The 26,053-nt window shown below is 67.3% G+C and carries 15 protein-coding genes; 7 read left to right on the top strand and 8 right to left on the bottom strand.

Annotated elements, in window-relative coordinates; translation table 11 throughout:
- Positions 1–171 precede the first annotated feature (171 nt).
- Positions 172–3,513 carry a PAS domain S-box protein gene (locus ACZ5R1_RS03815; protein WP_288471922.1) on the top strand — a complete coding sequence of 1,114 codons (3,342 nt, stop codon included), beginning with the start codon at positions 172–174 and terminating at the stop codon, positions 3,511–3,513.
- 1,065 nt (positions 3,514–4,578) lie between these two features.
- Here the strand turns inward: ACZ5R1_RS03815 and prpF are convergent.
- The 4 genes from prpF to ACZ5R1_RS03795 all read right to left on the bottom strand — a co-directional run bounded on the left by prpF (position 4,579) and on the right by ACZ5R1_RS03795 (position 13,957).
- Positions 4,579–5,724, bottom strand: a complete 1,146-nt coding sequence (gene prpF, locus ACZ5R1_RS03810) for a 2-methylaconitate cis-trans isomerase PrpF (RefSeq protein WP_288472991.1) — start codon at positions 5,722–5,724, stop codon at positions 4,579–4,581.
- Positions 5,725–5,744: 20 nt separating this feature from the next.
- On the bottom strand, positions 5,745–6,635 hold the full coding sequence (gene yghX, locus ACZ5R1_RS03805; protein ID WP_007163110.1) for a YghX family hydrolase: 891 nt from the start codon (positions 6,633–6,635) through the stop codon (positions 5,745–5,747).
- Between the two features lie 109 nt (positions 6,636–6,744).
- On the bottom strand, positions 6,745–10,863 hold the full coding sequence (locus tag ACZ5R1_RS03800; RefSeq protein ID WP_115945274.1) for a CheR family methyltransferase: 4,119 nt from the start codon (positions 10,861–10,863) through the stop codon (positions 6,745–6,747).
- Positions 10,864–11,602: 739 nt separating this feature from the next.
- Entirely contained in the window at positions 11,603–13,957 is a 2,355-nt protein-coding gene (locus tag ACZ5R1_RS03795) for a DNA polymerase II (protein ID WP_464712819.1), read from the bottom strand.
- Between the two features lie 189 nt (positions 13,958–14,146).
- Here ACZ5R1_RS03795 and ACZ5R1_RS03790 point away from each other — a divergent pair, with 189 nt between their 5' ends.
- Positions 14,147–14,839: a 3'-5' exonuclease gene (locus tag ACZ5R1_RS03790; RefSeq protein ID WP_027600071.1), complete on the top strand. Its 693-nt coding sequence runs from the start codon at positions 14,147–14,149 to the stop codon at positions 14,837–14,839.
- An 85-nt stretch (positions 14,840–14,924) separates the two neighbouring features.
- Positions 14,925–15,968, top strand: coding sequence for a zinc-dependent alcohol dehydrogenase family protein (locus tag ACZ5R1_RS03785; RefSeq protein ID WP_115945272.1), 1,044 nt, complete (start codon positions 14,925–14,927; stop codon positions 15,966–15,968).
- A gap of 6 nt (positions 15,969–15,974) precedes the next feature.
- Here ACZ5R1_RS03785 and ACZ5R1_RS03780 read toward each other — a convergent pair whose 3' ends face one another.
- On the bottom strand, positions 15,975–16,466 hold the full coding sequence (locus tag ACZ5R1_RS03780; RefSeq protein WP_169742435.1) for a hypothetical protein: 492 nt from the start codon (positions 16,464–16,466) through the stop codon (positions 15,975–15,977).
- A gap of 243 nt (positions 16,467–16,709) precedes the next feature.
- Here ACZ5R1_RS03780 and ACZ5R1_RS03775 point away from each other — a divergent pair, with 243 nt between their 5' ends.
- On the top strand, positions 16,710–17,729 hold the full coding sequence (locus tag ACZ5R1_RS03775) for a branched-chain amino acid aminotransferase (protein WP_027600068.1): 1,020 nt from the start codon (positions 16,710–16,712) through the stop codon (positions 17,727–17,729).
- A gap of 869 nt (positions 17,730–18,598) precedes the next feature.
- Here ACZ5R1_RS03775 and ACZ5R1_RS03770 read toward each other — a convergent pair.
- The 3 genes from ACZ5R1_RS03770 to ACZ5R1_RS03760 form a co-directional block, all read right to left on the bottom strand.
- Positions 18,599–19,162, bottom strand: coding sequence for a DedA family protein (locus ACZ5R1_RS03770; protein ID WP_115945271.1), 564 nt, complete (start codon positions 19,160–19,162; stop codon positions 18,599–18,601).
- A 9-nt stretch (positions 19,163–19,171) separates the two neighbouring features.
- Entirely contained in the window at positions 19,172–20,278 is a 1,107-nt protein-coding gene (locus ACZ5R1_RS03765; RefSeq protein ID WP_058791548.1) for a calcium:cation antiporter, read from the bottom strand.
- A 106-nt stretch (positions 20,279–20,384) separates the two neighbouring features.
- A complete protein-coding gene (locus ACZ5R1_RS03760) occupies positions 20,385–21,485 on the bottom strand; it encodes an acyltransferase family protein (protein ID WP_100169021.1) in 1,101 nt (366 codons plus the stop codon).
- A gap of 228 nt (positions 21,486–21,713) precedes the next feature.
- On the opposite strand from ACZ5R1_RS03760, the gene ACZ5R1_RS03755 reads away from it, so the two are divergent.
- From ACZ5R1_RS03755 to ACZ5R1_RS03745, 3 genes are all read left to right on the top strand, one after another.
- The gene (locus tag ACZ5R1_RS03755) at positions 21,714–22,664 is read left to right on the top strand and encodes an adenosine deaminase (protein ID WP_007163099.1); all 951 of its coding nucleotides are present in this window, start codon (positions 21,714–21,716) and stop codon (positions 22,662–22,664) included.
- A 2-nt stretch (positions 22,665–22,666) separates the two neighbouring features.
- On the top strand, positions 22,667–23,473 hold the full coding sequence (gene hisN / locus ACZ5R1_RS03750) for a histidinol-phosphatase (protein WP_077171510.1): 807 nt from the start codon (positions 22,667–22,669) through the stop codon (positions 23,471–23,473).
- 882 nt (positions 23,474–24,355) lie between these two features.
- The gene (locus ACZ5R1_RS03745; protein WP_288504821.1) at positions 24,356–26,035 is read left to right on the top strand and encodes an ArnT family glycosyltransferase; all 1,680 of its coding nucleotides are present in this window, start codon (positions 24,356–24,358) and stop codon (positions 26,033–26,035) included.
- Positions 26,036–26,053: the final 18 nt, after the last annotated feature.

Genomic DNA, 26,053 nt, shown 5'->3' with positions numbered 1-26,053 from the left:
GCTGGCAGCCGGGTGCCGGCACTTGTCTGATGCCGTAACGGCTACTTAATTCCCTGTCTGTCGGAAAAAGGTGCTGGCAGATCGCTAGCCATCGCCCGACTCTCTTACTCTAAGGCTCTCGCCGGACGTCACCGCCGTCCGCTTCCGCTGCTCACGCGTTCGAACGACCCCATGGCTGAATCCGCTCTCTCCCACGCTGAACTCCAGGCCGAAGTCCGTCGCCTCCGCGCCGCGCTCGACCAGTGCACCGCGCTGCCGCCCCAGGACGCCCAGCGGCGTCTGGCGATCTTTGATGGTGCCATCGATTTCGCCATGATCGTGCTCGATCCGGCCGGGGTGATCACCGACTGGAACAGCGGCGCCGAACGCCTGCTGGGCTGGACCGCCGCAGAGATTCGCGGCGCGCCGGTCGAGCGCTTCTTCACCCCCGAGGACAACCAGATCGGCCGGGCCGCGCTGGAAATGCGGCTGGCGCTGCAGGAGGGTCGCGCCGAAGACGAACGCTGGCACCTGCGACGCGACGGCACCCGCTTCTGGGCCAGCGGCGAGATGCATCCGCTGCACGACGACGCCGGCCGCCATACCGGCTTCGTCAAGATCCTGCGCGACCGTACGCCCCAGCATCTGGCCGGCCAGGCCCTGCGTGACAGCCAGCGCCACGTGGGCGAGGTGCAGCAGAAACTGGCGGAAAGCGAGCGCTATTGGCGCGGTCTGTTCGAGCAACTGGACGAGGGCTTCATCCTCGGCACCATTCTGCGCGATGAGCAAGGTCGCGGCTGCGACTGGCGCTATGACCAGGTCAACCGAGCCTGGTGCACGCACTTCGGCCTGAGCGCGGAGCAGGCGATCGGCCAGACCGCCCGGACCCTGTTTCCCGAACTCGAAGACCTCTGGGTGGAGGACTTCACCCGGGTGGTGGATACCGGCCAGTCGTTCAGCTACGTGCGGCAATTCCAGGCCAACGGGCGCTGGTACGAAGGTCATGCGCACAAGGCCGGCGCGGAGAGCTTCCTGGTGCTGTTCCTGGATGTCACCGAACGCGAGCAGGCCGCCCAGGCGACCCGCGACGAAGAGCGCTATCGCCGCGCCCTGGCAGAACTGGGCGAAGGCTTCAGCCACCTCAACGACATCGAGGCGGTCACCGAGCTGGCCTGCACAGTGCTGGGCACCCTGCTGGACGCCCAGCGGGTGGGCTACGGCCTGGTGGACGCCGACGCCGAGACCATCAGCGTGGAACGCGACTGGACGATCCCGGCCGCCGGCAGCCTGATGGGCACCCTGAATTTCCGCGACTATGGCAGCTGCATCGAGGACTTCAAGCGCGGCGAGACCGTGGCCATCGAAGATGTGCGCGAGGATGCCCGCACCTGCCACAACCTCGCCGCCATGCAACGGCTGGACACCCGCGCCTTCGTCAGCACCCCGCTGTTCGAGCACGGCCATTTCGTCGCCCTGCTCTATGTCAGCGCCAGCCAAGCGCGGTGCTGGACGCCGGCCGAAGTGCAATTCATCCGCGAGGTCGCCAATCGAACCCGCTCGGCGACGGCGCGGCTGACCGCTGAGCGCGCCCTGCGCGATAGCGAACTCAATCTGCGGCTGGTGGCCGACACCCTGCCCTGCCTGATCGCCTTCGTCGATCGCGAGCTTGTCTATCGCTTCGCCAACATCGAGGCGCCCAAGTGGTTCAAGGACGCTCCGGAAAGCATCCTGGGTCGCAGCATGGCCGAGGTCTTCGCGCCGGAGCTGTTCGCGGCCCGGCGTCCGGCCATCCAGGCCGCCCTGGACGGCACCCCGGCGCGGCTGGACCTGCCCTGGGCCTGGCCGGACGGCCGCCGACGCATCGCCGACATCCACTATCGTCCGCGGCGCGATGCGCGCGGGGCGGTGGATGGCTTCTATGTCTTCGCCCAGGACGTCACCGCCCAGCGCGACGCCCAGACGCTGATCCAGGCGCAGAATCTCAGCCTCAGCCAGGAGGTCCAGGCGCGCACCGCCGAGCGCGACCGGCTCTGGGCGCTCAGCGAGGATCTGCTGCTGACCGCCGATTTCAACGGGCAGCTGCTACGGGTGAGTCCCTCCTGGTCGCGCGGCCTGGGCTATTCCGAAGCCGAGTTGCTCAGCCGCCCCTACCGGGAACTCATCCATCCCGACGATCTGCCGGGGGTGCTGGTGGCGCTGGACGAACTGCGCCGCAGCGGCCTGCCGGCGCGGGTGGAAAATCGCGTGCTGGCGGCGGACGGCAGCTGGCGCTGGCTGTCCTGGACGCTGTCGATGGACACCGAACAGGATCGCCTCACCGGCGCCGGGCGCGACATCACCCGGGAAAGGGACGCCGCGGAGACCCAGGCGCTGCTGGAAGAGCAGTTGCGCCAGTCGCAAAAGATGGAAGCGGTCGGCCAGCTCACCGGCGGCCTGGCCCACGATTTCAACAACCTGCTCGCCGGCATCGTCGGCAGTCTGGACCTGCTCACGGTACGCATCGGCCAGGGCCGGCTGAACAATCTCGAGCGCTACACCACCGCCGCCCAGGGCGCCGCCATCCGCGCCGCCGCCCTGACCCACCGGCTGCTGGCCTTTTCCCGCCGGCAGACGCTGGATCCCAAGCCCACCGACGTCAATCGCCTGGTGGCCGGCATGGAAGACCTGATCCGTCGCACGGTGGGTCCGGCGATCCAGATCGAAGTGGTGGCCAGCAGCGAGCTGTGGTCGACCCTGGTCGATCCGCCGCAACTGGAAAACGCCCTGCTCAACCTCTGCATCAATGCCCGCGACGCCATGCCCGAGGGCGGTCGCATCTTCATCGAGACCGCCAACCGGGCGCTGGATGCGCGCATGGCCCGGGTCCGCGACCTGGAAGCGGGCGAATACATCGCCCTCTCGGTGACCGACAACGGCTGCGGCATGCCGCCCGAGGTGATCGCCAAGGCCTTCGATCCCTTCTTCACCACCAAGCCGATCGGGGTGGGCACGGGGCTGGGCCTGTCGATGATCTACGGCTTCGTGCGCCAGTCCGGCGGCCAGGCGCGCATCCATTCCCAGGTCGATCAGGGCACCAGCGTCACCCTCTTCCTGCCGCGTCATCGCGAAGCGGCCACCGGCGTCGACCTCGCCGCCAGCCAGCCGACCCTGCCACGCCAGGGCCACGGCGAGACGGTGCTGGTGGTGGATGACGAACCCACGGTACGGATGCTGGTGGTGGAGGTGCTGGAGGAACTGGGCTACGCCGCCCTGGAAGCGGCGGATGCCAGCTCCGGCTTGCGCCTGCTGGAATCCGACGTGCGCATCGATCTGCTGATCAGCGACGTCGGCCTGCCCGGCGGCATGAACGGCCGCCAGATGGCCGACGCCGCCCGCCAGCGCCGCCCGGGCCTCAAGGTGCTGTTCATCACCGGCTACGCCGAGAACGCCGTAGTCGGCAACGGCCACCTGGAGCCCGGCATGCACGTGATGACCAAGCCCTTCGCCATGGACGCCCTGGCGGTGCGCATCCGCGATCTGATCGAAGGGACCTGAGGTCAGCGTCGGAGTGGATCATCCCTCACCCCAGCCCTCTCCCGGAGGGAGAGGGGGCGGTTGAGAGGCGTAGGGTGGATAGCGGCGCAGCCTTATCTACGAATGGCGGGAAGGTTCGCCCAGTGGAAAACGCTGCGCGGTTTTCCACGCTACGCCAGGACATCGGCTGGATCGCGGCCATGGGCCGCTCCTACGGGAAGCGATCGCGCCAGGCTCGACCGCCCCCTCTCCCCCTGGAGGAGGGCTGGGGTGAAGGCGCTCCAGCGCGGAGGTATCCCCGCTCTTGGGCTTCGCTGCGCTCAACCCAACCTACGCGGCCGATCTCGGCCGTAGTGTGGATAACGGCGCAGCCTTATCCACGGATGGAGCCGGGGCTTGCCCAGTGGAAAACGCTGCGCGGTTTTCCACGCTACGCCAGGACATCGGCTGGATCGCGGCCATGGGCCGCTCCTACGGGAAGCGGTCGCGCCAGGCTCGACCGCCTCTCTCCCCTGGGAGAGGGCTGGGGTGAAGGCGCTCCAGCGCAGAGGTATCCCCTCCGTTGGGCTTCGCTGCGCTCAACCCAACCTACGTGGCCGTAGTGTGGATAATGGCGCAGCCTTATCCACGAATGGAGCCGGGGCTTGCCCAGTGGAAATCGCTGCGCGGTTTTCCACGCTACGCCAGGACATCGGCTGGATCGCGGCCATGGGCCGCTCCTACGGGAAGCGGTCGCGCCAGGCTTGACCGCCCCCTCTCCCTCTGGGAGAGGGCTGGGGTGAGGGCGCTCCAGCGCAGAGGTATCCCCGCTCTTGGGCTTCGCTGCGCTCAATCCAACCTACGCGGCCGTAGGGTGGATAACGGCGCAGCCTTATCCACGAATGGAGCCGGGGCTTGCCCAGTGGAAAACGCTGCGCGGTTTTCCACGCTACGCCAGGACATCGGCTGGATCGCGGCCATGGGGCGCTCCTACGGGAAGCGGTCGCGCCAGGCTCGACCGCCCCTCTCCCCTGGGAGAGGGTTGGGGTGAGGGCGCTCCAGCGCGGAGGTATCCCCGCTGTTGGCCTTCGCTGCGCTCAACCCAACCTACTCTGCCGGTACCCGTACCCAGCCTTCCATCAGGCGCCGGGCGCTGCGGCTCATGCTGGCCTTTTCCACCTGCCAGACGCCGCCGACCTCGCGCGCCCGGGCGCCGACCGCCACAGTGCCGGCGGTATGGCCTATGCGGACCTGGCGGCCGTCCAGGTCGCCGCTCAGGGTGTGGACCAGGGTCCCCGGCAGTGCCGCGGCCACCGCCACGGCGACCGCGCCGGTGCCCGGGATGGCGTGGTGCAGCTTACCCATGGAGATCATCCGCGCGATGACGTCGAGTTCCTCGGCCTGGACCTGCTTGCCACCCGCCACCCGGTAGGTCTGGGGTGGGGCGATCAGGCACAGCTTGGGCGTATGCGGCCGCTCCGCCGTGGCCTGGGCGGCGGTCGCGGCCAGCCCCATGGCCACCGCGCCCGCCGCGCGCAGGGCCTCCAGGCGCGCCAGCAGCGGCCCATCGCCGTTGACCTGCGCCTGGGTTTCGGTGCCGCTCAGGCCCAGGGTCTCGGCGCGCACGAAGACGGTGGGATTGCCGGCATTGAGCAGGGTCACCGGCAGCCGGCCCAGTCCCGGGACGTCCAGTTCGTCGACCGCCCGCCCGGTGGGCAGCACACTGCCGTCGCTGCCCGCCGGATCGAGAAAGTCGAGCACCACCTCGGCGGCCGGAAAGGCCACGCCGTCGAAGCGAAAATCGCCCTCCTCCTGCACCTCGCCATTGGCCATGGGAACGTGGGCGAGGATGCGCTTGCCCAGATTGGCCTGCCAGATGCGCACCCTGGCCAAGCCGTCGCGCGAGGCCTGGACCAGGCCCTCGCTGATGGCGAAGGGGCCCACGGCGGCGCTGAGATTGCCACAGTTGCCCGACCAGTCGATCACCGGTACCTCAATCGCCGGGGCGCCGAACAGATAGTCGACGTCACAGTCCGGGCGGCAGGAGGGCGCGATCACCACCACCTTGCTGGTGCTGGAGGTGGCCCCGCCCAGGCCATCGATCTGCTTGCCGTAGGGATCGGGGCTGCCGATCACCCGCAGCAGCAGCGCATCGCGCGCCGGACCGGCCGGCGGCAGGTCGCGGGCATGAAAGAACACGCCCTTGCTGGAACCGCCACGCATGTAGACGGCGGGGATACGCAGTTGCGGCATCAGAGGTCTCCGTCAGGTGCCTAGGCGAGATAGCGGCCGAACCAGCCCAGGGTGCGGTCCCAGGCCAGGCGCGCGGCGGCTTCGTCGTAGCGCGGGGTGGAATCGTTGTGGAAGCCATGGTTGGTGCCGGCATAGCGATGCACCTCGTAGGTCTTGCCGGCCGCCTGGAGCGCCGCTTCGTAGGCGGCGGCGCCCTCGTTGATGCGCGGATCGTTCTCGGCGTAGTGGATCAGCAGCGGCGCCTTGATCGCGGCCACCTCCTCGGCGCGCGGCTGACGTCCATAGAAGGGCACGGCCGCAGCCAGTTCCGGGTAGGCCACGGCGGCCGCGTTGGCCACCCCGCCGCCATAGCAGAAGCCGGTGATACCGACCTTGCCGGTGCTGAATTCGTGGCCCATCAGGGTTTCCACGGCGGCGAAGAAATCGTTCATCAGCTTTTCCGGATCGACCTGCTGCTGCAGTTCGCGACCCTTGTCGTCGTTGCCGGGATAGCCGCCCATGGCGGTCAGGCCATCCGGCGCCAGGGCCAGGTAGCCGGCCTTGGCCAGGCGCCGGGCGACGTCTTCGATATAGGGATTGAGGCCGCGATTCTCGTGGACCACCACCACCGCCGGCACCTTGCCGCTGGCCTTGGCCGGGCGCACCAGATAGCCACGGACGCGGCCATGGCCCTTGGGCGAGGGGTAGTAGACGTATTCGGCGACGATGTCCGGATCGGTGAACTCGACCTGGGTGGCCAGGGCATAGTTGGGCGTCAGGGCCGCCAGCACCCCGGTGGCCGACAGCCCCAGCACCGCGGCGCAGGCGCCGGCGCGGTCGAGGAAGTCGCGGCGGCTGATGCGACCGTGCACATAGAAGTCGTAGAGCTCGAGCAGTTCGGGCGAGAAATCCTTGGCGGTGAGACGGGTCATCGCGGCGCTCCTCTGGCGGGAAACGGGGCCGCCGGCCCGGTTGGGCGGGCGCCCCGATGGCTCCCGAGTGTGCCGCGAATCGTCTGACTAAGCTACCGTCCGCGCGCCCTCAACCGGACGCCTGCAGCTCCTGCAGGATGGCGATCAGCGCCTCGAAACTGACCGGCTTGTTCAGATGCCGGGCGAAACCCGCCGCCCGCGCCTTGTCGATGTCCAGCCGGGTGCCGTAGCCGGACAGCGCCACCGCCGGCGTGCCGACATTGCGATCGCCCGCCCGTATCTGGCGCAGGAATTCGTGGCCGTCCATCTCCGGCATGCCGATGTCGGAGAGGATGACGTCGAAATCCTGCGCCTGGGCCAGCGCCAGGCCGCTCTGGGAGTCGGTCGCGGCGGTGACCAGGATGCCCTCCTCTTCGAGCAGCAGTTGCAGGGTCTCGACGATATCGGGGGAATCGTCCACCAGCAGCACCCGCAGCCCGACGACGGACTGGCCTTCCGCCTGCGCCTCGTCCAGCTGGCGTTCGTCGTCCTGGCACAGCGGCAGCCAGACGCTGAAGCGCGCGCCCAGGCCAAGGCCCTCGGAATGGGCTTCGATGCGCCCGCCATGGGCCTCCACCAGCTGCTTGACCAGCGCCAGGCCGATGCCCAGGCCATGCTGGGCGCGAGCGGTGTATTTCATTTCCGCCTGGCCGAACATGTCGAACACCCGCGGCAGGAAATCCGCTGCTATGCCCTGCCCGGTATCGGTGACGTCCAGCCGCGCCTCGTCGCCGTCCACCCCCAGGCTGATCTCCACCTGGCCGCCGGCCGGGGTAAACTTGATGGCGTTGTTGAGCAGATTCCAGACGATCTGGCCAATGCGGGTGGCATCCGCCTGGACATGCAGCGGCGTCTCCGGCAGCCGGGTGCAACTCACCTGCACCTCGCCTGCCAGCGGACGAATCACGTCGGCGATCTCGCGCAGCTGCTGGGCCAGGTCCAGACTCCGGCGCTCCAGCTTGAGCTTGCCGGTACGGATGCGCGACAGGTCGAGCAGGTCATCGATGATCTGCGCCTGGCTGCGCACCGCGCGCTGGATGGCCTCGGTAGCACGGCGCGCCAGGGGTACCTCGCGCAGCACCGGCGAACGGGTCAGCAGCTCGCTGTTGAGCTGGATGAGATTGAGCGGGTGCTTGAGTTCGTGGGACATCACCGCGAAGAACTCGTCCTTGAGCTTGCCCAGCGCCTGACTCTGGGCCAGGTGGTTGGCCGTTTCACTGGCGCGTACGTGATCGGCGGTGGCATCCCGGGCGATCTTGGCGTAGCCCTCACCGCCAGAGGCGTTGCTCATACGGCTGAGCACCCCGGTGCAGTACAGCCGGCTGCCGTCCTTGCGTCTCAGCCAGCGTTCGTCGTGGGCGACGCCCGCTTCCCGGGCCTGGCGCATCTCGGCGTCCGGTACCTGGGCGGCGACGTCTTCCGGGGTGAAGATCAGGCCCATTGGCTGGCCCAGGGCCTCGCGCTCGCTGTAGCCGAACAGCCGGGTGGCCCCGCCGTTCCAGCTGTTGATGATGCCGGCGGCATCCAGGGTGACGATGGCGTAGTCCTGGATGTTCTGCGCCACCAGGCGCATGTTTTCCTCGCCGGCGCGGGCGCGATCCTGGGCCAGGCGCCGGTCGGTGATGTCGATGAAGGTCAGCACCGCGCCCTCGATGCGATCCTCGGCGGTGCGATAGGGCAGCAGTCGCGCCAAATACCAGCGCTCGTCCTGGCTGCGCACCTCGCGCTCGATCAGCCGGAGCGATTCGAAGACCTGGTTGGCGTCGGCGGCCAGCTCGGGATAGTCCAGCCGATGGGTGATGTCGAGCAGCGAACGCCCGGTATCGCTGACGATCATGTTGAAGATGCTCACCGCGCGCGGGGTGAATCTCTTGATGCGCATGCCGCGATCGACGAACACCGTGGCGATGTCGGTGGAGGTGATGAGGTTCTGCAGATCGTCGTTGATCTTGCCGGTTTCCTCGATCTTGGACTTGAGCTCGTAGTTGACGGTGATCAGTTCCTCGTTGATCGATTGCAGTTCTTCCTTGCTGGTCTCCAGTTCCTCGGTGGCCGACCGCAATTCCTCGTTGATCGCCTGCAGCTCTTCGTTGGACGCCTTGAGCTCCTCGGTAGAGGTCTCGGACTGCTCGATGGTCAGCTGCAACTGCTCCTTGGTGCGCTGCAGCTCGGCCTCCAGCTGGGTGAGCACGCTGTCCTTGGCCTCGGTGTGATCGCCGCCGGCGTCGGTGCTCATGACGTCTTCGACTTCGTCGAAGAGCACCAGCATGTAGTCGGTACTGGTGTCGCTGTCGCGGAAGGGGCGCACCACCATGTTGATGTAGTAGCTGCGGTCGTCGCGCTGGATATGCACACGACGCGCCTCGACGCTCTTGTTGCTCTGCAACGCCTGGAACAGCGCCGTACGCAGCTCCAGGCGCAGTTCCTCCAGCACCAGCGCTGGCAGGCTGTAGCTGGGCTCGCCGCCGACGTAGCGCAGAAAGCGCCCGGCCCGCTCGGACATGTGCACGATATTGGATTCGCGGTCGACGATGATGCTCGGCGGCGCGTACTGCTCCAGCACCCGCTGATGCACCTCGGCGAAGGAGACCTTCTTGCGCCGGCCGACCTGGTGCGGCGGCAGGCGCACGCTGTGCATGCCCGGATTGAGATTGAGCAGCGGCGTGGGCCGCACCACGCTGGTGGTGTGCTTGGCGCGGTAGATGCGGTTCTTCTTGTCCACCGTGGCGAACAGGCTGCTCTGCACGTCGGCCGACTCGGAGCTGCCGAGGAACAGATAGCCACCCGGCTTGAGGGCGAAATGGAAGGTGTGCAGGATCTCGGCCTGCACCTCGCGATCCAGATAGATCAGCAGGTTGCGGCAGCTGATGAGATCCAGGCGGGAAAACGGCGGATCGCTGAGCAGGTTGTGCTGGGCGAACAGCACCTTCTCGCGCAGCTCCTTTTTCACCCGGTACTGATTCTGCTCCTTGAGCAGGTGCTGGCGCAGGCGCGCGGGGGCGACGTCGGTGACGATGGAGCCCGGATAGACGCCATGCCGGGCCACCGCCAGGGCATGCTCGTCGAGATCGGTGGCGAACACCTGCAGCCGGGCGCCGGACTGGCGCAACTCGGCCTGTTCGGTCAGCAGCATGGCCAGCGAATAGGCTTCCTCGCCACTGGAACAGGCGGCGCTCCAGACGCGCAATTCCTGGTCGTCTTCGTTGACCGGCAGGTGCTCGAACAACTCCGGAATGACATCGCGTTCCAGGGCCTCGAAGGCCTCGCGATCGCGAAAGAAGTTGGTCACGCCGATGAGCATGTCCTTGAGCAGCGCCGGCGTCTCTTCCGGATGCTCATGGAGAAAGCCGGCATAGGCCGGCATGTCGGCGATGGCGTTGACCTGCATGCGCCGCTCCACCCGGCGCAGCACCGTGGCGGTCTTGTACTGCTTGAAATTGTGTCCGGTGCGGGTGCGCAGCAGGGTGAGGATGTCGCGTAGCGCCAGCTGCATGGCCTTGCTGGACGGACCGGGCACCCGGGACTCATAGTCCAGCTGGCGCAATTCGCTCTGGCTCAGGCTGCTGATGGTGGTGGCCAGTTCCAGCAGCTTCTGCGGCATCTCCACCACGGGCAGGATGAAATCCACGGCGCCCGCGGCAATGGCGCTGCTGGGCATGGAGTCGAATTCGGCATCTTCCGGCGCCTGGGCCAGGGTCACCCCGCCCTGCTCCTTGATCCGCCCCAGGCCCACGGCACCATCGGCGCCGTTGCCCGAGAGGACGATGGCCACGGCATGGGTCCGGTGCACATCGGCCAGGGTGCGAAAGAACAGATCCACCGCCACATGATCGCCCTGGGGGCGTTCCGCTGGACTCAGGCGCAGATAGCCATCGTTCATGGTCAGGTCATGGCCTGGCGGAATCACATAGACCTGCTCGGCCTGGATGGGCACCGGCTGGGTGACCTGATGCACCGGCAGGCGGGTAGCGCGCTGCAGGATCTGGTCAAGGTTGCTCTGGTGTTCCCGCGACAGGTGCATCACCACCACGAAGGCCATGCCGCAGTCGGCCGGCAGGGCTTCGAAGAAGCGCAGCAGGGCCTGGATCCCCCCGGCGGAAGCCCCGATCCCCACCACCGGAAACGGCAGATCACTGGGAGTCAGGTGCTTGGAACTATTGGGTTTGGCCACATCTGCCTGGTTGCTCATCTATCCGCCGTCAGAAAATCCGCAAGAAATCGTGATCGCCGCACCTGCACCGATCCAGCCAGGCCCTCCTCCCTTTCACCCGGAAAAGGCCTGCCGCCGGCCTGAGTATAACGAGCGCACGCCAAAGGGGCGGCCCTCATCCTGCCGCAAGAAGGCGTAGATCGGGGTGTACCGCCTGAATGGGACTGACGAGCGTCGGGCAAGTGCGAGCGAAACGCGGGAAAGGGGCGGGGTGAGGGTGTCCCACGCTCGGCCAATGGCTACACCGGAAACTACGCGTGGATGAGGCTGCGCCGTCATCCACCCTACACAGGACCCACCCTACGCCGATTCGCCCCCTCTCCCGCCTGCGGGAGAGGGCGGGGGTGAGGGTGCTTCAGGCGGCGCGAGTGGCCACGTCAGGAAGCACGCGTGGATAAGGCTGCGCCGTTATCCACCCTACGCCGAACCCACTACCCATGCCGATCCGCCCCCTCTCCCGCCTGCGGGAGAGGGCTGGGGTGAGAGTGCTCCAAGCTACGCGATTGGCCCCGCCGGAAACTACGCGTGGATGAGGCTGCGCCGTCATCCACCCTACGCAGGACCCACCACCCACGCCGATCCGCCCCCTCTCCCGCCTGCGAAAGAGGGCTGGGGTGAGGAAGGGTGTTCCAGGCTACGCGAGTGGCCACACCGGAAACTACGCGTGGATGAGTTGCGCCGTTATCCGCCCTACGCGGCAACATCACTCCAGCCCCCCCTAGAACAACCCCATCTGCTGATCCAACAGCCGGTCGAAGCGGTCGCCGACGAAGGGCAGGATGGCGTCGGCCACAGGGGCCAGCTGGCGCTGCACGTAGTGGTCGTAGTCCGGCGGCGCATGGGGCAACTCGACCGGTTCGGCGCCGGCGGTGGTGATCAGGTAGCTGATCCAGCCGCCACGGCGAAAGCGGCTGCGGCGTCCCAGGCGGGCGCCTTCCGCCTCCAGCAGGCGCGCCGCGCGGACCTGCGGCGAGAGGTTGCTCTGGTATTCCTCCAGCGGCCGGCGCAGGCGCTTGCGATAGACCAGCAGGTCGTCGAAGTCGCCGGCGCGGGTACGGGCGACGAAGTCGCGCACATAGTCCTCATGGGGCTCGCCGGTGAAGATGCGCAGGTAGAGCTCGCGCTGGAAGCGCTGGGCCAGCGGCGACCAGTCACTGCGTACCGTCTCCAGGCCCTTGAACACCAGTTCCGGCTGACCGTCCGTCCCGGGTCGCAGCCCGGCGTATCTTTTCTTGCTGCCCTCCTCCGCGCCGCGGATGGTGGGCATGAGAAAGCGGCTGAAGTGGGTCTCGTATTGCAGCTCCAGGTGGCTTTCCAGCCCCAGCTCGGTCTGCAGCTGCGCGCGCCAGTAGGCGTTGACCGCCGCCACCAGGTCGCGACCGATGCGCTCGGCCTCGGCCTCTTGGTGAGCGCGGCCGAGCCAGACGAAGGTGGAATCGGTGTCGCCATAGATCACCCGATGGCCACGCGCCTCGATCAGCTCGCGGGTCTGGTGCATCACCGCATGACCGCGCAGGGTGATGGACGAGGCCAGGCGGTGATCGAAGAAGCGGCAGTGCGGGGTGCCCAGCACGCCATAGAAGCTGTTCATGATGATCTTCAGCGCCTGGGCCAGGGGCGCATTGCCGGCGCGCTTGGCCGCATCGCGCCCCTCCCAGACCCGCGCCACCATCTCCGGCAGGCAGTGCCGGGTGCGATGGAAGCGCGCGCCGCGAAAGCCCGGTACCGTCTCCGCCTCGGGCAGCGCCAGGCCCTCCACCAGGCCCACCGGATCGATGAGAAAGGTGCGGATCAGCGAGGGATAGAGACTCTTGTAATCCAGCACCAGCACCGAGTCGTAGAGCCCGGGCCGCGAATCCATGACGAAGCCGCCCGGGCTGGCCTCGGGCGGCTGGGCGCCGAGATTGGGCGCGACGAAACCCTGGCGGTGCATCAGCGGCAGATAGAGGTGGTAGAAGGCGGCGATGGAGGCGCCATGCCGCTCCAGCGGCAAGCCGGTGACGCTGGCCCGCTCCAGCAGGAAGCGCAGCAGGCCGGTCTTCTCGAAGATGCGGGTGACCAGCTCGCAGTCCACCAGGTTGTAGCGCGCCAGGGCGCTCTTCTCGCCGGCGAACATGCGATTGATCGAGGCCATGCGGTCGTGGGGATTGTCGATGGCCTTGCCCTCGCCCAGCAGGGTGCGGCTGACGTTCTCCAGGCTGTAGGAGGGAAACACCCAGGTCGCCGACTTGAGCGCCTCCACCCCATCGATGATCGGCCGCCCGGCCAGTAGGGCGTGGAAGGGCCGGCCCTGGCCGCCGGGTTCGTAGCGATCGTCCTCGACGGCGCCGCGGCCCAGGTGCAGGGTCACGCCCAGTTTGCGCGCGTGCTCGTGGAGCACGCGGATGTCGAATTGCAGCACGCTCCAGCCGATGATGACGTCGGGATCATGACGCGCCATCCAGGCATTGAGGCGTTCGAGCAGGGTGGCGCGGTCGGCGACATATTCCAGGTCGAAGTCCACCGCGGCATCTTCCCCGGTAGGCGGGCCGAGCATGTACACCTGGCGCTGGCCGCAGCCGTGCAGGCCGATGCTGTAGAGCTCGCCGCGCTCGCTGGTCTCGATATCCAGCGACAGGGTGCGCAGCGTGGGGCGGTAGTCGGGATCCGGCCGCAAGGGCGCGCCGTCGGCGGTGGGCAGCGTCACCGGCGCGGTGATGAAGCGCTCCATGAGAAAGCGATCCGCCGGGGCGATATCCGTCTCGTAGACGTCGATGCCGGCGGCGGGGAAGCGCTGCTCCAGTTCGCGTAGGGTGCGATAGCGCGGCGCATAGAGCCCCAGGACGGGGCGCCGCTGGAAGTCCTGCAGCGCCAGCTCGCGGATCTCCACCCCGGCCGGCAGCAGGCGCTCGATGTCCGCCCGTCGTGCGGCCGGGGCAAAGGCCACCGCCTGTTGCCCCGGCACCCGCAGCTGGTGCGGACCGCTGTCGGTGGCGAACCAGAACACCAGCTCCATCCCGGTGGAAGTCTCGCGCCAGAGGCGTGTCAGCAAGAAACCCTGGACGGCGGCCAAAGCGGTGGCGCTCCTCGACATGGATGAAAGACCCATTCTCGCAAGGCCAGCCGATACAGGCGACCTCGGCGCGCCCGGTGGTCCGCTCGTCGCCCCCGCCGAATAGCCTGTGTCCTGTGGCGATGATCTTGCATCGAATGCCCACATCCGTCGTAGAGCCGACTGTTCGGCGCCTGGGCGCACCCTAGCTTTCAGTTGTCAGGCCGTGTCATGAATCCGTTGTCGTCGTCGTTTCCCACCGCTGCCGCACCCCGCTACAACGCCCAGCAAGCGCGCGTGCGCGAGCAGGCGCGTCGCTGGCTGGAACAGGACGTCCTGGTGCTGGATACCGAGGCGACCGGCCTGGGCGAGGATGCCCAGCTGATCGAGGTGGCGGTCATGACCCTCAGTGGCCGGGTGCTGCTCGATACCCTGGTCCGCCCAGGCATCGCCGTACCGCGCGAGGCGACCCTGATCCACGGCCTGACCGACGCCCACCTGGCCCAGGCGCCGCGCTTTCCCGAGGTGTTCGCCACCCTCTGGCCGCTGCTGCGGGGCCGCACCGTGCTGGCCTATGGCATGGCCTTCGACTATCGCCTGCTGGCGCACAATGCCCGCCTCCACGGCCAGGCCCTGCCGCCGGAACTGGAGCGCGAGACGCCGCCGGTGCAACTGGTGGATGGCACCCGCCTGCACTGCCTGATGCAGCTCTATGCGCACTTCTGGCAGGAGCCGAGTCTGGACAGCCGCAGCCAGGACGGCTGGCGCCGCAAGTCCCTGGCCATGGCCGCCCGCCAGCAGGGCGTCGTGGTGCAGGAAACCCATCGCGCCCTGCCCGATTGCCGACTCAAGGCCGCCCTGGTGCAGGCGCTGGCCGGGGAGGCACCGGCCACCTGGCAGGGTCTGCAGGCGCTGGCGGGCTAGCCGAGCGGCAAGGTACCGGCTGGCAGACAGGCTAACGCTGCGCGACTTGCCATACTGGAGTCGTCATCCCGCCCGAGGCCCCGCCATGAAAGCCGTCGTCTACGAAGCCTTTTCCGCGCCACCCCACCTGTGCACGGTGCCGGACCCCACTCCCGAAGCCCATGGTGTGGTGCTCAGGGTCATGGCCACCGGCGTCTGCCGCAGCGACTGGCACGGCTGGGTCGGCCATGACAGCGACATCGAATTGCCCCATGTGCCGGGCCACGAACTGGCCGGCGTGGTCGAGGCGGTGGGCAGGGACGTGACCCTCTGGCGCGTCGGCGACCGGGTGACGGTGCCCTTCGTCGGTGGCTGCGGCGCCTGTCCGCAGTGCCATGCCGGCCACCAGCAGGTCTGCGATCACCAGTTCCAGCCCGGCTTCACTCACTGGGGATCCTTTGCCCAGTACGTCGGCATCCACCAGGCCGATCTCAATCTGGTCGCCCTGCCCGAGCAACTGGACTTCGCCACCGCGGCCAGCCTGGGCTGCCGTTTCGTGACGGCCTTTCGCGCGGTGGTCGATCAGGGCCGGGTCAGCGCCGGCCAGTGGGTCGCGGTGCACGGCTGCGGTGGCGTCGGCCTCTCGGCGATCATGATCGCCCGCGCCCTGGGCGCCCAGGTGGTGGCCATCGACATCACCGCCGACAAACTGGCCCTGGCGCGTCGGCTTGGCGCGGTGGCGACGATCGATGCCACCCAGGTGGCCAGCGTGCCCGAAGCGGTGCAGGAACTGACCGGCGGCGGTGCGCACCTCTCCCTCGACGCCCTCGGCCATCCCACCACCTGCTGCAATTCCATCGCCTGCCTGCGCAAGCGCGGCAGGCACGTCCAGGTCGGACTGCTGCTGGGTGACCAGGCGACCCCGGCGCTGCCGATGAACCTGGTGATCGCCCGGGAACTAGAGATCCTCGGCAGCCACGGCATGCAGGCCCATCGCTACGACGTGCTGATGGCCATGCTGCGCCAGGGCGCCCTGGCGCCGGAGAAACTGATCGGCCGCGAGATCAGCCTGGCCGAATCCGGCGCGGCGCTGATGCACATGGACAAGTTCGAAGGCACCGGGGTGACCGTCATCACCCGCTTCGACTAGTCCGGGCTAGTCGGCCTCCGCCGCCTGCAACACCCAGCGCAGACCCTGGAGGTCCTCGGCGGACAGGGTCTCGCGCAGGCGGCAGAGGCGATAGTGAACGCGGGTGTTCATGGCCACCCACTCCAGGTCCTGGCGGGTGGGCTGGGCGACGAAGTATTCGCCATAGCGCTCGTCCAGCCCAGCCATGCGGTACTGGCCCTTGAGCGGCAGATAGATCTGGTTGTTCATCTCCCAGCGACTGGCGCTGCAGCCATGGAAGCGCACCTTGTCGCCAAAGGTGGAGAGCTGGGTGCGAAAATCGGTGGTGGCATTGCCGGCACTGGTCTTGAACTGGCTGGCGATGACGCTGAAGACGATACCTTCCGGCGAGGGCGCGCCCCGCCATTCGATGACCCGGCGATTGAGCGCCGTGTCGAATCCATCGGTGAAGATACCGGCGGCCTGCGCCGTGAGCGTTGGCAGGGTCAAGGCACCCAGCAACGCCATCATTGTTTTCAAAACGAGCTCCTGGTGATGACCCTGGCGTCTAGCCTGAGGCAGCAGGCCGAGGCGGCAAAGGGCCAGCTTCAGACTTTGGAGACCCGATTGGCTGAAAGGTGCCCCCGCCGGTCCGGATAAGCGGTATCTTTCACAGTCTAGCGACGAGCCCGCCTCGTCCACCCCCTTGAACCGTCGCCGGCGAGGCGTACGGCCCGACCACGAAACGACCGGCATAGCCGCCGGAGAGCACTGCGAGGATCTATGAGCGCTGCGGACATCGATTGGAAGACCCTCGGTTTCGACTACATCAAGACCGACTTCCGCTATATCGCCACCTATCGCAACGGCAGCTGGGGACCCGGCGAGCTGACTCGCGACAACCAGCTGCACATCAGCGAAGGCTCCACGGCCATCCACTACGGCCAGCAGTGCTTCGAAGGCCTCAAGGCCTATCGCTGCCAGGACGGCTCCATCAACCTGTTCCGCCCCGACCGCAACGCCGCGCGCATGCACAAGAGCTGCGCCCGCCTGCTGATGCCACCGGTCCCCACCGAGATGTTCATCGACGCCTGCCAGCAGGTGGTCAAGGCCAACGAGGCCTGGATCCCGCCGTACGGCACCGGTGGCGCCTTCTACCTGCGCCCCTTCGTCATCGGCGTGGGTGACAACATCGGCGTACGCACCGCCCCCGAATTCCACTTCGTGGTGTTCGGCATCCCGGTCGGCGCCTACTTCAAGGGCGGCATGACCCCGCACAACTTCGTCATCTCCAGCTACGACCGCGCCGCGCCCCAGGGCACCGGCGCCGCCAAGGTCGGTGGCAACTACGCCGCCAGCCTGATGCCCGGCGCCCAGGCCAAGGCCGAAGGCTTCGCCGACTGCATCTACCTGGACCCCCTGACCCATCGCAAGATCGAGGAAGTCGGCTCGGCCAACTTCTTCGCCATCACCGGCGACGGCAAGTTCGTCACCCCGCGCTCCGAGTCGGTGCTGCCGGGCGTGACCCGCATGTCGCTGATGGACCTGGCGCGCGAGCGGCTGAACCTGGAGGTGGTCGAGGGCGACGTCCATATCGACCAGCTCGACCAGTTCGTCGAAGCCGGCGCCTGCGGCACCGCGGCGGTCATCACCCCCATCGGCGGCATCCAGTACGGCGAGAAGCTGCACGTCTTCCACAGCCTGACCGAAGTCGGCCCGGTGACGCGCAAGCTGTACGAAGAACTGACCGGCATCCAGACCGGCGACAAGCCGGCGCCGGAGGGTTGGATCGTCAAGGTCTGACTCGCGGTTGGCTTGGTTTGAAGAAGGCGCCTCAGGGCGCCTTTTTTGTTGGACAAGGGGTTGGCGGTAGGTTGGGTTGAGCGCAAGCGAAGCCCAACGCTACGGTGCTACAGGCTTGGCTTTGTCGGTGCCTTGGCTGCTTATCGAGTGCGTTGACGGTTTTGATTTCGCCCACCCGGGCGAGTCACTTTTGCCAATCGCGGCTGCGCGCCCCGGACAAAAGTAACCAAAAACGCTTGCCCCGGACATCCGGCCCTCCGCTGCGCTCCGGGTCCGCTCACGCCAGCGCCGCTCCGGGGTCGGCCTACACGGGCCGTCCATGGCCCGTTAGGCCTCTCGCCGCATCCATGCGGCTCGACCCACTCCACGACACTGGCGTTCGCCCTCCTGAACGGGGCGATTCACGTGCCTGATGCTTTGGGTGCAAACCGGTAGGGTGGACAACGGCGCAGCCTTGTCCACGCGTTAAGCGTTACTCCCTCAGTGGAAAACGCTGCGCGGTTTTCCACGCTACAACCTGTGAACACCCAAGTATCAGGCTTGCGTCCCGTCCCCGTCAGTGAGGCCGAGTGCAGGCGTTGCGCAGGGGGATGCGAGGCAGGACGCCGAGCAAGGCGCGAGGGGCAGGAAGCCCCTTCGTGCCGTGCCCCCGGAGCGGCGCCGGAGCGCGGGGACCCGGAGCGCAGCGAAGGGCCGAAACGTGGGGACAAGCGTTTTTGGTTACTTTTTTGGCGTTTGAAAAAAGTGACTCGCCCGGGTGGGCGAAACAGCAACCATCAGCAAACCACGATAATAAGCCAGTACAACAGCTCAACCCCAAAGCCTTGGGCTTCGCCTGCGCTCAACACAACCTACACAACCACCCTCCCCTACACCCCCTCCCGCCGCCGCAGGATGGCGCGGGCGCCGATGAACAGCACCGCCACGCAGATCGCCGCCGCGATCAGCCAGCGCTTCGACACATGATGCTCGGCGAAGAAGTCCCGCAGGATCTCGCCCACCGCATAACCGATGCCGGTCATGACGAAGCCCCAGAGCAGCGCGCCGATGACGTTGAAGATCAGGAAACGCCGCGGGCGCACCCCGCTGGCGCCGATCAGCAGCGGGCCGATGAGGCGGAAGCCGTAGGCGAAGCGGATGCCGATGATCCACAGCGCCTCGTGGCGATGGATACGGCTGCGCAGCCAGTCGATGCGTGCCTGCTGGCGCTTGAAACGACCGAGGATGCGATCGCCGTAGCGCCGCCCGAGGTAGAACAGCGTCTGGTCACCGATGAAGCCGCCCAGGGCCACGCAGACCGCCGTGAGCGGAAACAGCAGATAGCCGTGGCGGGCGGCGATGCCGGCCAGGATAGCCACGCCATCGCCCTCGATCAGGGCGCCCAGCACGGCGGCACCGTAGCCGTAGTTGCTGATGACCTCGCTGTCGATCATGGCGCGTCCCTAGAGACCGAGGATGGTCAGCATGATGAAGGTGCCGAACAGCACGAAGTGGGTCATGCCCTCGATGGCGTTGGTCTCGCCGTCGTTGAGATTGATGGCGGCGACGATCAGGGTCACGGCCATCATCACCGTCTGCACGGGGGTCATGGCCATCTGGATGGGCTGGCCATTGAACAGGGCGATGGCTTCCACCACCGGTACGGTAAGGATGACGGTGGACAGACTGGCGCCCAGGGCGATGTTGATCACCGACTGCATGCGATTGGCCATGGCCGCGCGCAGGGCCGTGAGGATCTCCGGACTGGCGGAGATCACCGCCACCACCAGGGCAGGCACCAGGGCCGGCACGGCCAGGCCTTCCAGGCCGGTATCCAGCGACTTGGACATCACCTCGGCCAGGGCCCCGGTGGCGACGATGCCGACGATCAAGAGGCCGATGGACAGCGCCGAGCTGCTCTCGCCATGGCCGCCTGCCTCGCCCTGCCCTTCCACGGCCGGGCGCTTGCGCTTCTTCTCAGGGTAGTTGTAGCTGAAGAAGTAGCTGTGTGGACCGGTCTGCATGCGCAGGAACAGCGCATAGAGCAGCGCCATGGCGCCGATGGTGAAGAAGGAATAGACATGCCACTGGGCCGTGGGGATGAATTCCGGCACCAGCATGGAGATGCTCACCGCGGTCATGATCATCACGCCGTAGCTGCGGCTGGAATCGTCGTTGTAGGGCTGCTCGCCGTGCTTGAGGCCGCCGAGCAGCGCCGCGAGGCCGATGATGCCGTTCATGTCCAGCATCACCGCGGCGTAGATGGTGTCGCGGGCCAGGGTCGGTGAGTGGTCGTGGCTCATCATGATCGCCAGGATGATCACCTCCACCAGCACGGCGGAAAGGGTCAGGATCATGGTGCCGTAGGGATCGCCGACCTTTTCCGCGAGCAATTCGGCGTGGTGGGCGACGCGCATGGCCGCGCAGATGATGGCGGCGATCAGGCCGCCGGCGGCGATCAGCGCCAGGGTCTGGCCACCGCCGAGCAGCGCGTGTTCGAACACATAGGCCAGCACCGTGGCACCGATGGCGACCAGCAGCAGGGTTTCGTCTTTGAGGGCGGCGAGCATGGAGAGGGGCGTCCTTGGTTGAGCAATGCCTTGTTACGACCGCCATAGACGGCAAAACGCTCGCACCTCGATACGCCCCTGCCCTGATCGCCCGCGCGGCGGCCCCTTAGCCGACCCGGGCGCGCGGCGCCAGGCGCTTCCACACCGCCTTGGTGCCGGTGGCGCAGGCCTGGCGATAGCCCAGGGCGTGACGCTCGACCAGGTACCAAGACACCACCGCCAGCGGGAGGGTGATGCCGATGGAAAGGATCACCATGGTCCAGGCCTCGATGCCGGGGATCACCGCCGCCAGGGTCTGCTGCACCGGAAAGGAGTAGATGTAGAGGCCATAGGAATAGTCGCCCACCTCGTTGAAGGCGCGGATGCGCCCGGCCGGCACGAAGGCGAGATAGAGCAGTACGTAGCCCAGCACCAGGTTATAGACCAGAAAGAAGCTGTCACGGTCGGGCGTGGCCACCGCCAGCAGCGCCACGGCGGCGACGAAGAGCGCGCGCGATAGCGGGATGTAGGCGCGCAGCACATAGAAGGCGCCACCGAGAAAGAACATCTGGAACAGCCGCAGCAGATGGGATTCGCTGGCGAAGAAGTAGTGGGCGAACAGCTTGAACAGGGCGGCGCCCACGGCGAACAGCAGGATGGCGCGCTGGAAGTGGCGGCTGTCCAGGCGCAGCCAGAGCACGGCCAGCCAGAGCAACGCCAGGGCGCCGTACATGCCTACCTCGAAGGGCAGCGTCCACAGCGAGCCATTGACGATGGCCTGCAGGGGATTGCCCTCGAACAGCCCGGGCAGATCGAATTCGGCGCCGGCGATCAGGCCGGTGTTCTTGAACAGATAGAACCAGGTCTGGGGATCGCTCAGATAATCCTGCAGGGGCGCCCGGGTCAGCCAGGCGCCGAGGCCAAGCACCGTCAGCACCAGCATCACCAGTAGCCCCGGTACCACCCGCAGCGCGCGACCCCAGACGAAATCGATGATGTCGGCCCGGCTGAGCAGGCTCTTGGTGACCAGGAAACCGCTGGTGATGAAGAAGATGTCGACCGCGATGTCGCCCAGGGTCATGCCCAGGCTCTCGCGTCCGGGCTCCGCCGTGGGGGTGCCACTGGAGATGGCGAAGCTGTGACTGAAGACCACGGCGAGCGCCGCGATCATGCGAATCAGATTGAGATTGTTGTTCTTGCCGCCAACATGATCCTGAACGGTCTGCACGGATACCTCACGCGTGGTGTTTGGAGCCATGCGTCCCGATTGTAGTCAGATCCAGACCCGATGCAGGCGTTATGGCCTTTTGCTGGCCCAAAGCGTGGAATGCTGGGAATTTCTGACCGACGAAGCCACCGTACATCGGTCAGCGGGAACCCGGACGGCTGCGGAAAACCGGGCAAAGCGTGCGACAATCGTCCATCTTTTCCTGATTCAAGCTATCCCGAGGATCCCATGTACGACTGGCTCAACGCCCTGCCCAAGGCCGAACTGCACCTGCACCTGGAAGGCACTCTGGAGCCCGAGTTGCTGTTCAAGCTGGCCGAGCGCCATGGCGTCGCCCTGCCCTGGGGCGATGTCGAAGCCCTGCGCGCCGCCTACAACTTCGGCAATCTGCAGGAATTCCTCGACCTCTATTACGCCGGTGCCGACGTGCTGCGCACCGAGCAGGACTTCTACGACCTGACCTGGGCCTATCTGCTCAAGTGCAAGGAACAGAACGTCATCCACACCGAACCCTTCTTCGATCCCCAGACCCACACCGATCGCGGCATTCCCTTCGAGGTGGTGGTGCGCGGCATCACCCAGGCGCTGAGCGACGGTGAGAAGCAGCTGGGCGTGACCAGCGGGCTGATCCTGAGCTTCCTGCGGCACCTGTCCGAAGACGCCGCCCAGGCCACCCTGGATCAGGCGCTGCCGTTCCGCGACCACTTCGTCGCCGTCGGCCTGGACAGTTCGGAAAAGGGTCATCCGCCGAGCAAGTTCAAGCGCGTCTTCGCCCGTGCCCGTGCCGAAGGCTTTCCGGCCGTCGCCCATGCCGGCGAGGAAGGTCCGCCGGAGTACATCTGGGAAGCCCTCGACCAACTCGGCGTGGTGCGGATCGACCACGGCGTGCGCGCCTTCGAGGACGAGCGCCTGATGGCTCGCCTGGCCGACCAGCAGATCCCGCTCACCGTCTGCCCGCTGTCCAACACCAAGCTCTGCGTGTTCGACGACATGAGCCAGCACACCATCCTCAAGATGCTCGACCGCGGCCTCAAGGTCACCGTCAACTCCGACGACCCGGCCTACTTCGGCGGCTACGTCACCGAGAACTTCATGGCCCTGCACGAAGGCCTGGGCATGACCCAGGAACAGGCCCGGCGCCTGGCGCAGAACAGCCTCGACGCCCGCCTGGTGAAATGAGCATGAGTCTGACCGCTGCCGAGATTTCCTACTACGAACGCTTCGCCGAGCGCCTGGCCGATGCCGCCGCCGTGGCCATCCAGCCCTACTTTCGCGCCCAGCTGGCGGTGGACGACAAGGGCGACGCCGCCGTCGCCGGGCGTCGCTACGACCCGGTGACCATCGCCGACAAGGCCGCCGAACGAGCCATGCGCGAACTCATCCAGGCCGAGCACCCGGATCACGGCATCCTGGGCGAGGAAGAGGAAAACGTCGCCGGCAGCAGTCCCCTGAGCTGGGTGCTCGACCCCATCGACGGCACCCGCGCCTTCATCACCGGCCTGCCGCTGTGGGGCACCCTGGTGGCGCTCAACGACGGCAGCCGCCCGGTGATCGGGGTGATGAACCAGCCCTTCACCGGCGAGCGCTACCTGGGCACCCCGGCCGGCGCCTGGCGCAACGGCGCGGTCCTGCGCACCCGTCCCTGCGCCAGCCTGGCCCAGGCCCGGCTGATGTGCACCAGCCGCGATATCTTCGACACCCCCGAGCGCCTGGCCGCCTTCGACGCCGTGGCGGCCGAGGTACAGCTGGCCCGCTTCGGCGGCGACTGCTACGCCTACTGCATGCTGGCCTCGGGCTTCGTCGACGTCATCATCGAGGCGGGCCTGCAGCCCTACGACGTCCAGGCGCTGATCCCCATCATCGAAGGCGCCGGCGGCCGCATGACCGCCTGGGACGGCGGCGATGCCCAGCAGGGCGGCGCCATCCTCGCCTGCGGTGATCCGAAGTTGCATGCGCTGTTGGTGGAGCGGTTGCAGCACCTGGCCTGAGGCTTGGCAGACGGCTTCGTAGGTTGGGTTGAGCGGAGCGAAGCCCAACATTACGGAGCTGCAATCTTGGCTTTATAGGTGCCCGGCTGCTTATTGAGTGCTCTGATGGCTCTTGTTTCGCCCACCCGGGCGAGTCACTTTTGCCAATCGCGGCTGCGCGCCCCGGACAAAAGTATGCAAAAACGCATGCCTCACGTTCGGCCCTTCGCTCCGGCGGCGCTCTAGGGGCACGGCACGAAGGGGTGTCCTGCCTCGCACCTCCCTCCGCAACACCTGCACTCGGCCTCACTGACGGGGACGGGAGGCCAGCCTGAGACTACGGTGTTTACAGGCAAAGTCAGAGCGATTCGTAGCGTGGAAAACCGCGCAGCGTTTTCCACTGAGGGAGTAAGGCCTATCGCGTGGACAAGGCTGCGCCGTTGTCCACCCTACCGGTTTGCACCCAAGGCATCAGGCTAGCGAATCGCCCCGTTCAGGAGGGCGAACGCCAGTGGCGTGGAGTGGGTCGAGCCGCATGGATGCGGCGAGAGGTCCAGTGGGCCATGGACGGCCCATCTGGACCGACCCCGGAACGGCGCTGGTGTGAGCGGACCCGGAGCGAAGCGGAGGGCCGGATGGTCGGGGCAAGCTTTTTTGCTTACTTTTTTGGCGACTGAAAAAAGTGAGTCGCCCGGGTGGGCGAAACAAAAACCTTCAAAGCGCTCGATAACCAGCCCTGGCACCAATACCAGCAATCGCGGCCATGGGCCGCTCCTACAGACCCAATCCGAGCCTGCAGGAGCGGCCGCGATTGGCCCCATGGCAATCATCCCCCGCTAACCTCTTAAGCCCCCTCTAAGCCAACTCCCGTATACCGGCAGGATTCCGCCAAGAGTTCCTGCCGTGCTCCCCTCTTCTTCCACCGCCTCCCCCAGAGCCGCACAGCTGGAGCGGGCCTTGCTGCTCGGCTGCCTGGCCGCCTACCTGCTCGCCGGCCTGTTCGGTCGTGGTCTGTGGAAGGCCGACGAACCCTATTCCTTCGGCATGGTGTGGAATTTCCTCACCACCCCGGACTGGCTGGTGCCCCGAGTCGGCACCGCGCCCTTCATGGAAAAGCCGCCGCTGATGTACTGGACCGGCGCCTTGACCGCGCGACTGGCCACGCCCTGGCTGAGTGCGCCCGACGGCGCGCGGCTGGCGGTGCTGGGCTGGATGCTGGTGACCCTGGCCGCCCTCGCCTGGCTGACCCAGAGGCTGCTGCCTAGCCGGCGGCGCGAGGCCGTGCTCGCCCTGCTGGGCATGCTCGGCGTGGTGCAGCACAGTCATCTGCTGATCGCCGACGTGCCCCAGCTGGCCGGCGCCACCCTGGGCCTCGCCGGGCTGGCCGCGCAGCTGCACGACAACCGCCATCCCTGGCGCCGTGGCCTACTGTTCGGCAGCGGCCTGGGCATCGCCTTCATGAGCAAGGGCCTGCTGGTCCCCGGGGTGCTGGGCCTCACCGGGCTGCTCTGTGCGCTCTGCTGGCCGCGGCGGCTGGTCGAGCCGGAAGGACGGCACTGGCTGCTCGCCGCCAGCCTGGCCGCCCTGCCCTGGCTGCTGGTCTGGCCGGCGCTGCTCTGGCACCGGTCGCCGGAGCTGTTCCATACCTGGCTGTGGACCAACAACATCGGCCGCTTCTTCGGCCTGGAGGCGCGCAACAGCGATACCGATGGCCTGGCCTCCAGCCTGGCGGATCTGCTGGCGCTGTCCTTTCCCACCGGGATGATCCTGCTGGGCGCCACGCTCTGGCAGCTGTATCGCCGCGGCGGCAGCCCGCTGAAGCGCCTGGGTCGGCATCCGGGACTGGCCACGGTGGTGCTCTATGCCATCGTCTGCCTGGCGGTCCTGCTCAAGTCGGCGGTGTTCCGCAGCCTCTATCTGCTGCCGCTGTTTCCGGCCCTGGCGCTGCTGGCGGCGCGATTGCAGCCACCGCCCGCGCTCGCCGCCCTCGGGCGCACCCTCGGCCTGGCCTTCTGGACGCCGATCATCGCCTTGCTGGCGCTAGGCGGTTTCGGCCTGGCGCTAGGGTGGCCGCTACCCTGGCCAGCGCTGGTCCGGGACCATCTGCTGCTCGCTGAACGACTGCCGGTCGGCCTGCTGGCCTGGACCCTCGCCGCGCTGGTGCTGCTCGGCTGGGGCCTGGCGCTAGGGCTGCACAGACGCCTGGCACCCGGCAGTCTCTGGTTCGTCGGCCTCACCGTGAGCTGGAGTCTGGCCAACAGCCTCTGGCTGCCCTGGGTCGACCTGGGCAACAGCTATGCCCGGCCCTTCACCGAGTTGCAGCGGGTGCTGCCACGGACGGATTGCGTGGCCAGCTACGGCCTGGGCGAGTCGGAACGCTCCATGCTGCATGTCTACGGCGGCTACCCCCCATTGGAGCTGACCGCGCTGCGACAGGTGCCCTGCCAGGTGCTGGTGGTGCAGGACGAATGGCACGAAGCCGTGGCGGTACCGCTGGGCTGGCAGCTGCTCTGGCAGGGCGCCCGCCCCGGCAATCTCAAGGAGCGCTTCCGCGCCTTCACGGTGTCGCCGAGGGTGCCCTGAGGTGTTGGATACTCAAGC

The organism is Pseudomonas sp. Pso3 (assembly GCF_055393275.1).
Note: the sequence above shows the minus strand (reverse complement) of the source record. Positions and strands in the feature narration are given on the sequence as shown.

What these genes read in the sequence shown, in the direction of transcription:
- ACZ5R1_RS03800 (WP_115945274.1), bottom strand. Translation starts at nt 10,863, where the DNA reads ATGAGCAACCAGGCAGATGTGGCCAAACCCAATAGTTCCAAGCACCTG.
- ACZ5R1_RS03770 (WP_115945271.1), bottom strand. Translation starts at nt 19,162, where the DNA reads ATGATCGACAGCGAGGTCATCAGCAACTACGGCTACGGTGCCGCCGTG.
- ACZ5R1_RS03785 (WP_115945272.1), top strand. Translation starts at nt 14,925, where the DNA reads ATGAAAGCCGTCGTCTACGAAGCCTTTTCCGCGCCACCCCACCTGTGC.
- ACZ5R1_RS03765 (WP_058791548.1), bottom strand. Translation starts at nt 20,278, where the DNA reads ATGCTCGCCGCCCTCAAAGACGAAACCCTGCTGCTGGTCGCCATCGGT.
- ACZ5R1_RS03775 (WP_027600068.1), top strand. Translation starts at nt 16,710, where the DNA reads ATGAGCGCTGCGGACATCGATTGGAAGACCCTCGGTTTCGACTACATC.
- hisN (WP_077171510.1), top strand. Translation starts at nt 22,667, where the DNA reads ATGAGTCTGACCGCTGCCGAGATTTCCTACTACGAACGCTTCGCCGAG.
- ACZ5R1_RS03815 (WP_288471922.1), top strand. Translation starts at nt 172, where the DNA reads ATGGCTGAATCCGCTCTCTCCCACGCTGAACTCCAGGCCGAAGTCCGT.
- ACZ5R1_RS03795 (WP_464712819.1), bottom strand. Translation starts at nt 13,957, where the DNA reads ATGTCGAGGAGCGCCACCGCTTTGGCCGCCGTCCAGGGTTTCTTGCTG.
- yghX (WP_007163110.1), bottom strand. Translation starts at nt 6,635, where the DNA reads ATGACCCGTCTCACCGCCAAGGATTTCTCGCCCGAACTGCTCGAGCTC.
- prpF (WP_288472991.1), bottom strand. Translation starts at nt 5,724, where the DNA reads ATGCCGCAACTGCGTATCCCCGCCGTCTACATGCGTGGCGGTTCCAGC.
- ACZ5R1_RS03755 (WP_007163099.1), top strand. Translation starts at nt 21,714, where the DNA reads ATGTACGACTGGCTCAACGCCCTGCCCAAGGCCGAACTGCACCTGCAC.
- ACZ5R1_RS03790 (WP_027600071.1), top strand. Translation starts at nt 14,147, where the DNA reads ATGAATCCGTTGTCGTCGTCGTTTCCCACCGCTGCCGCACCCCGCTAC.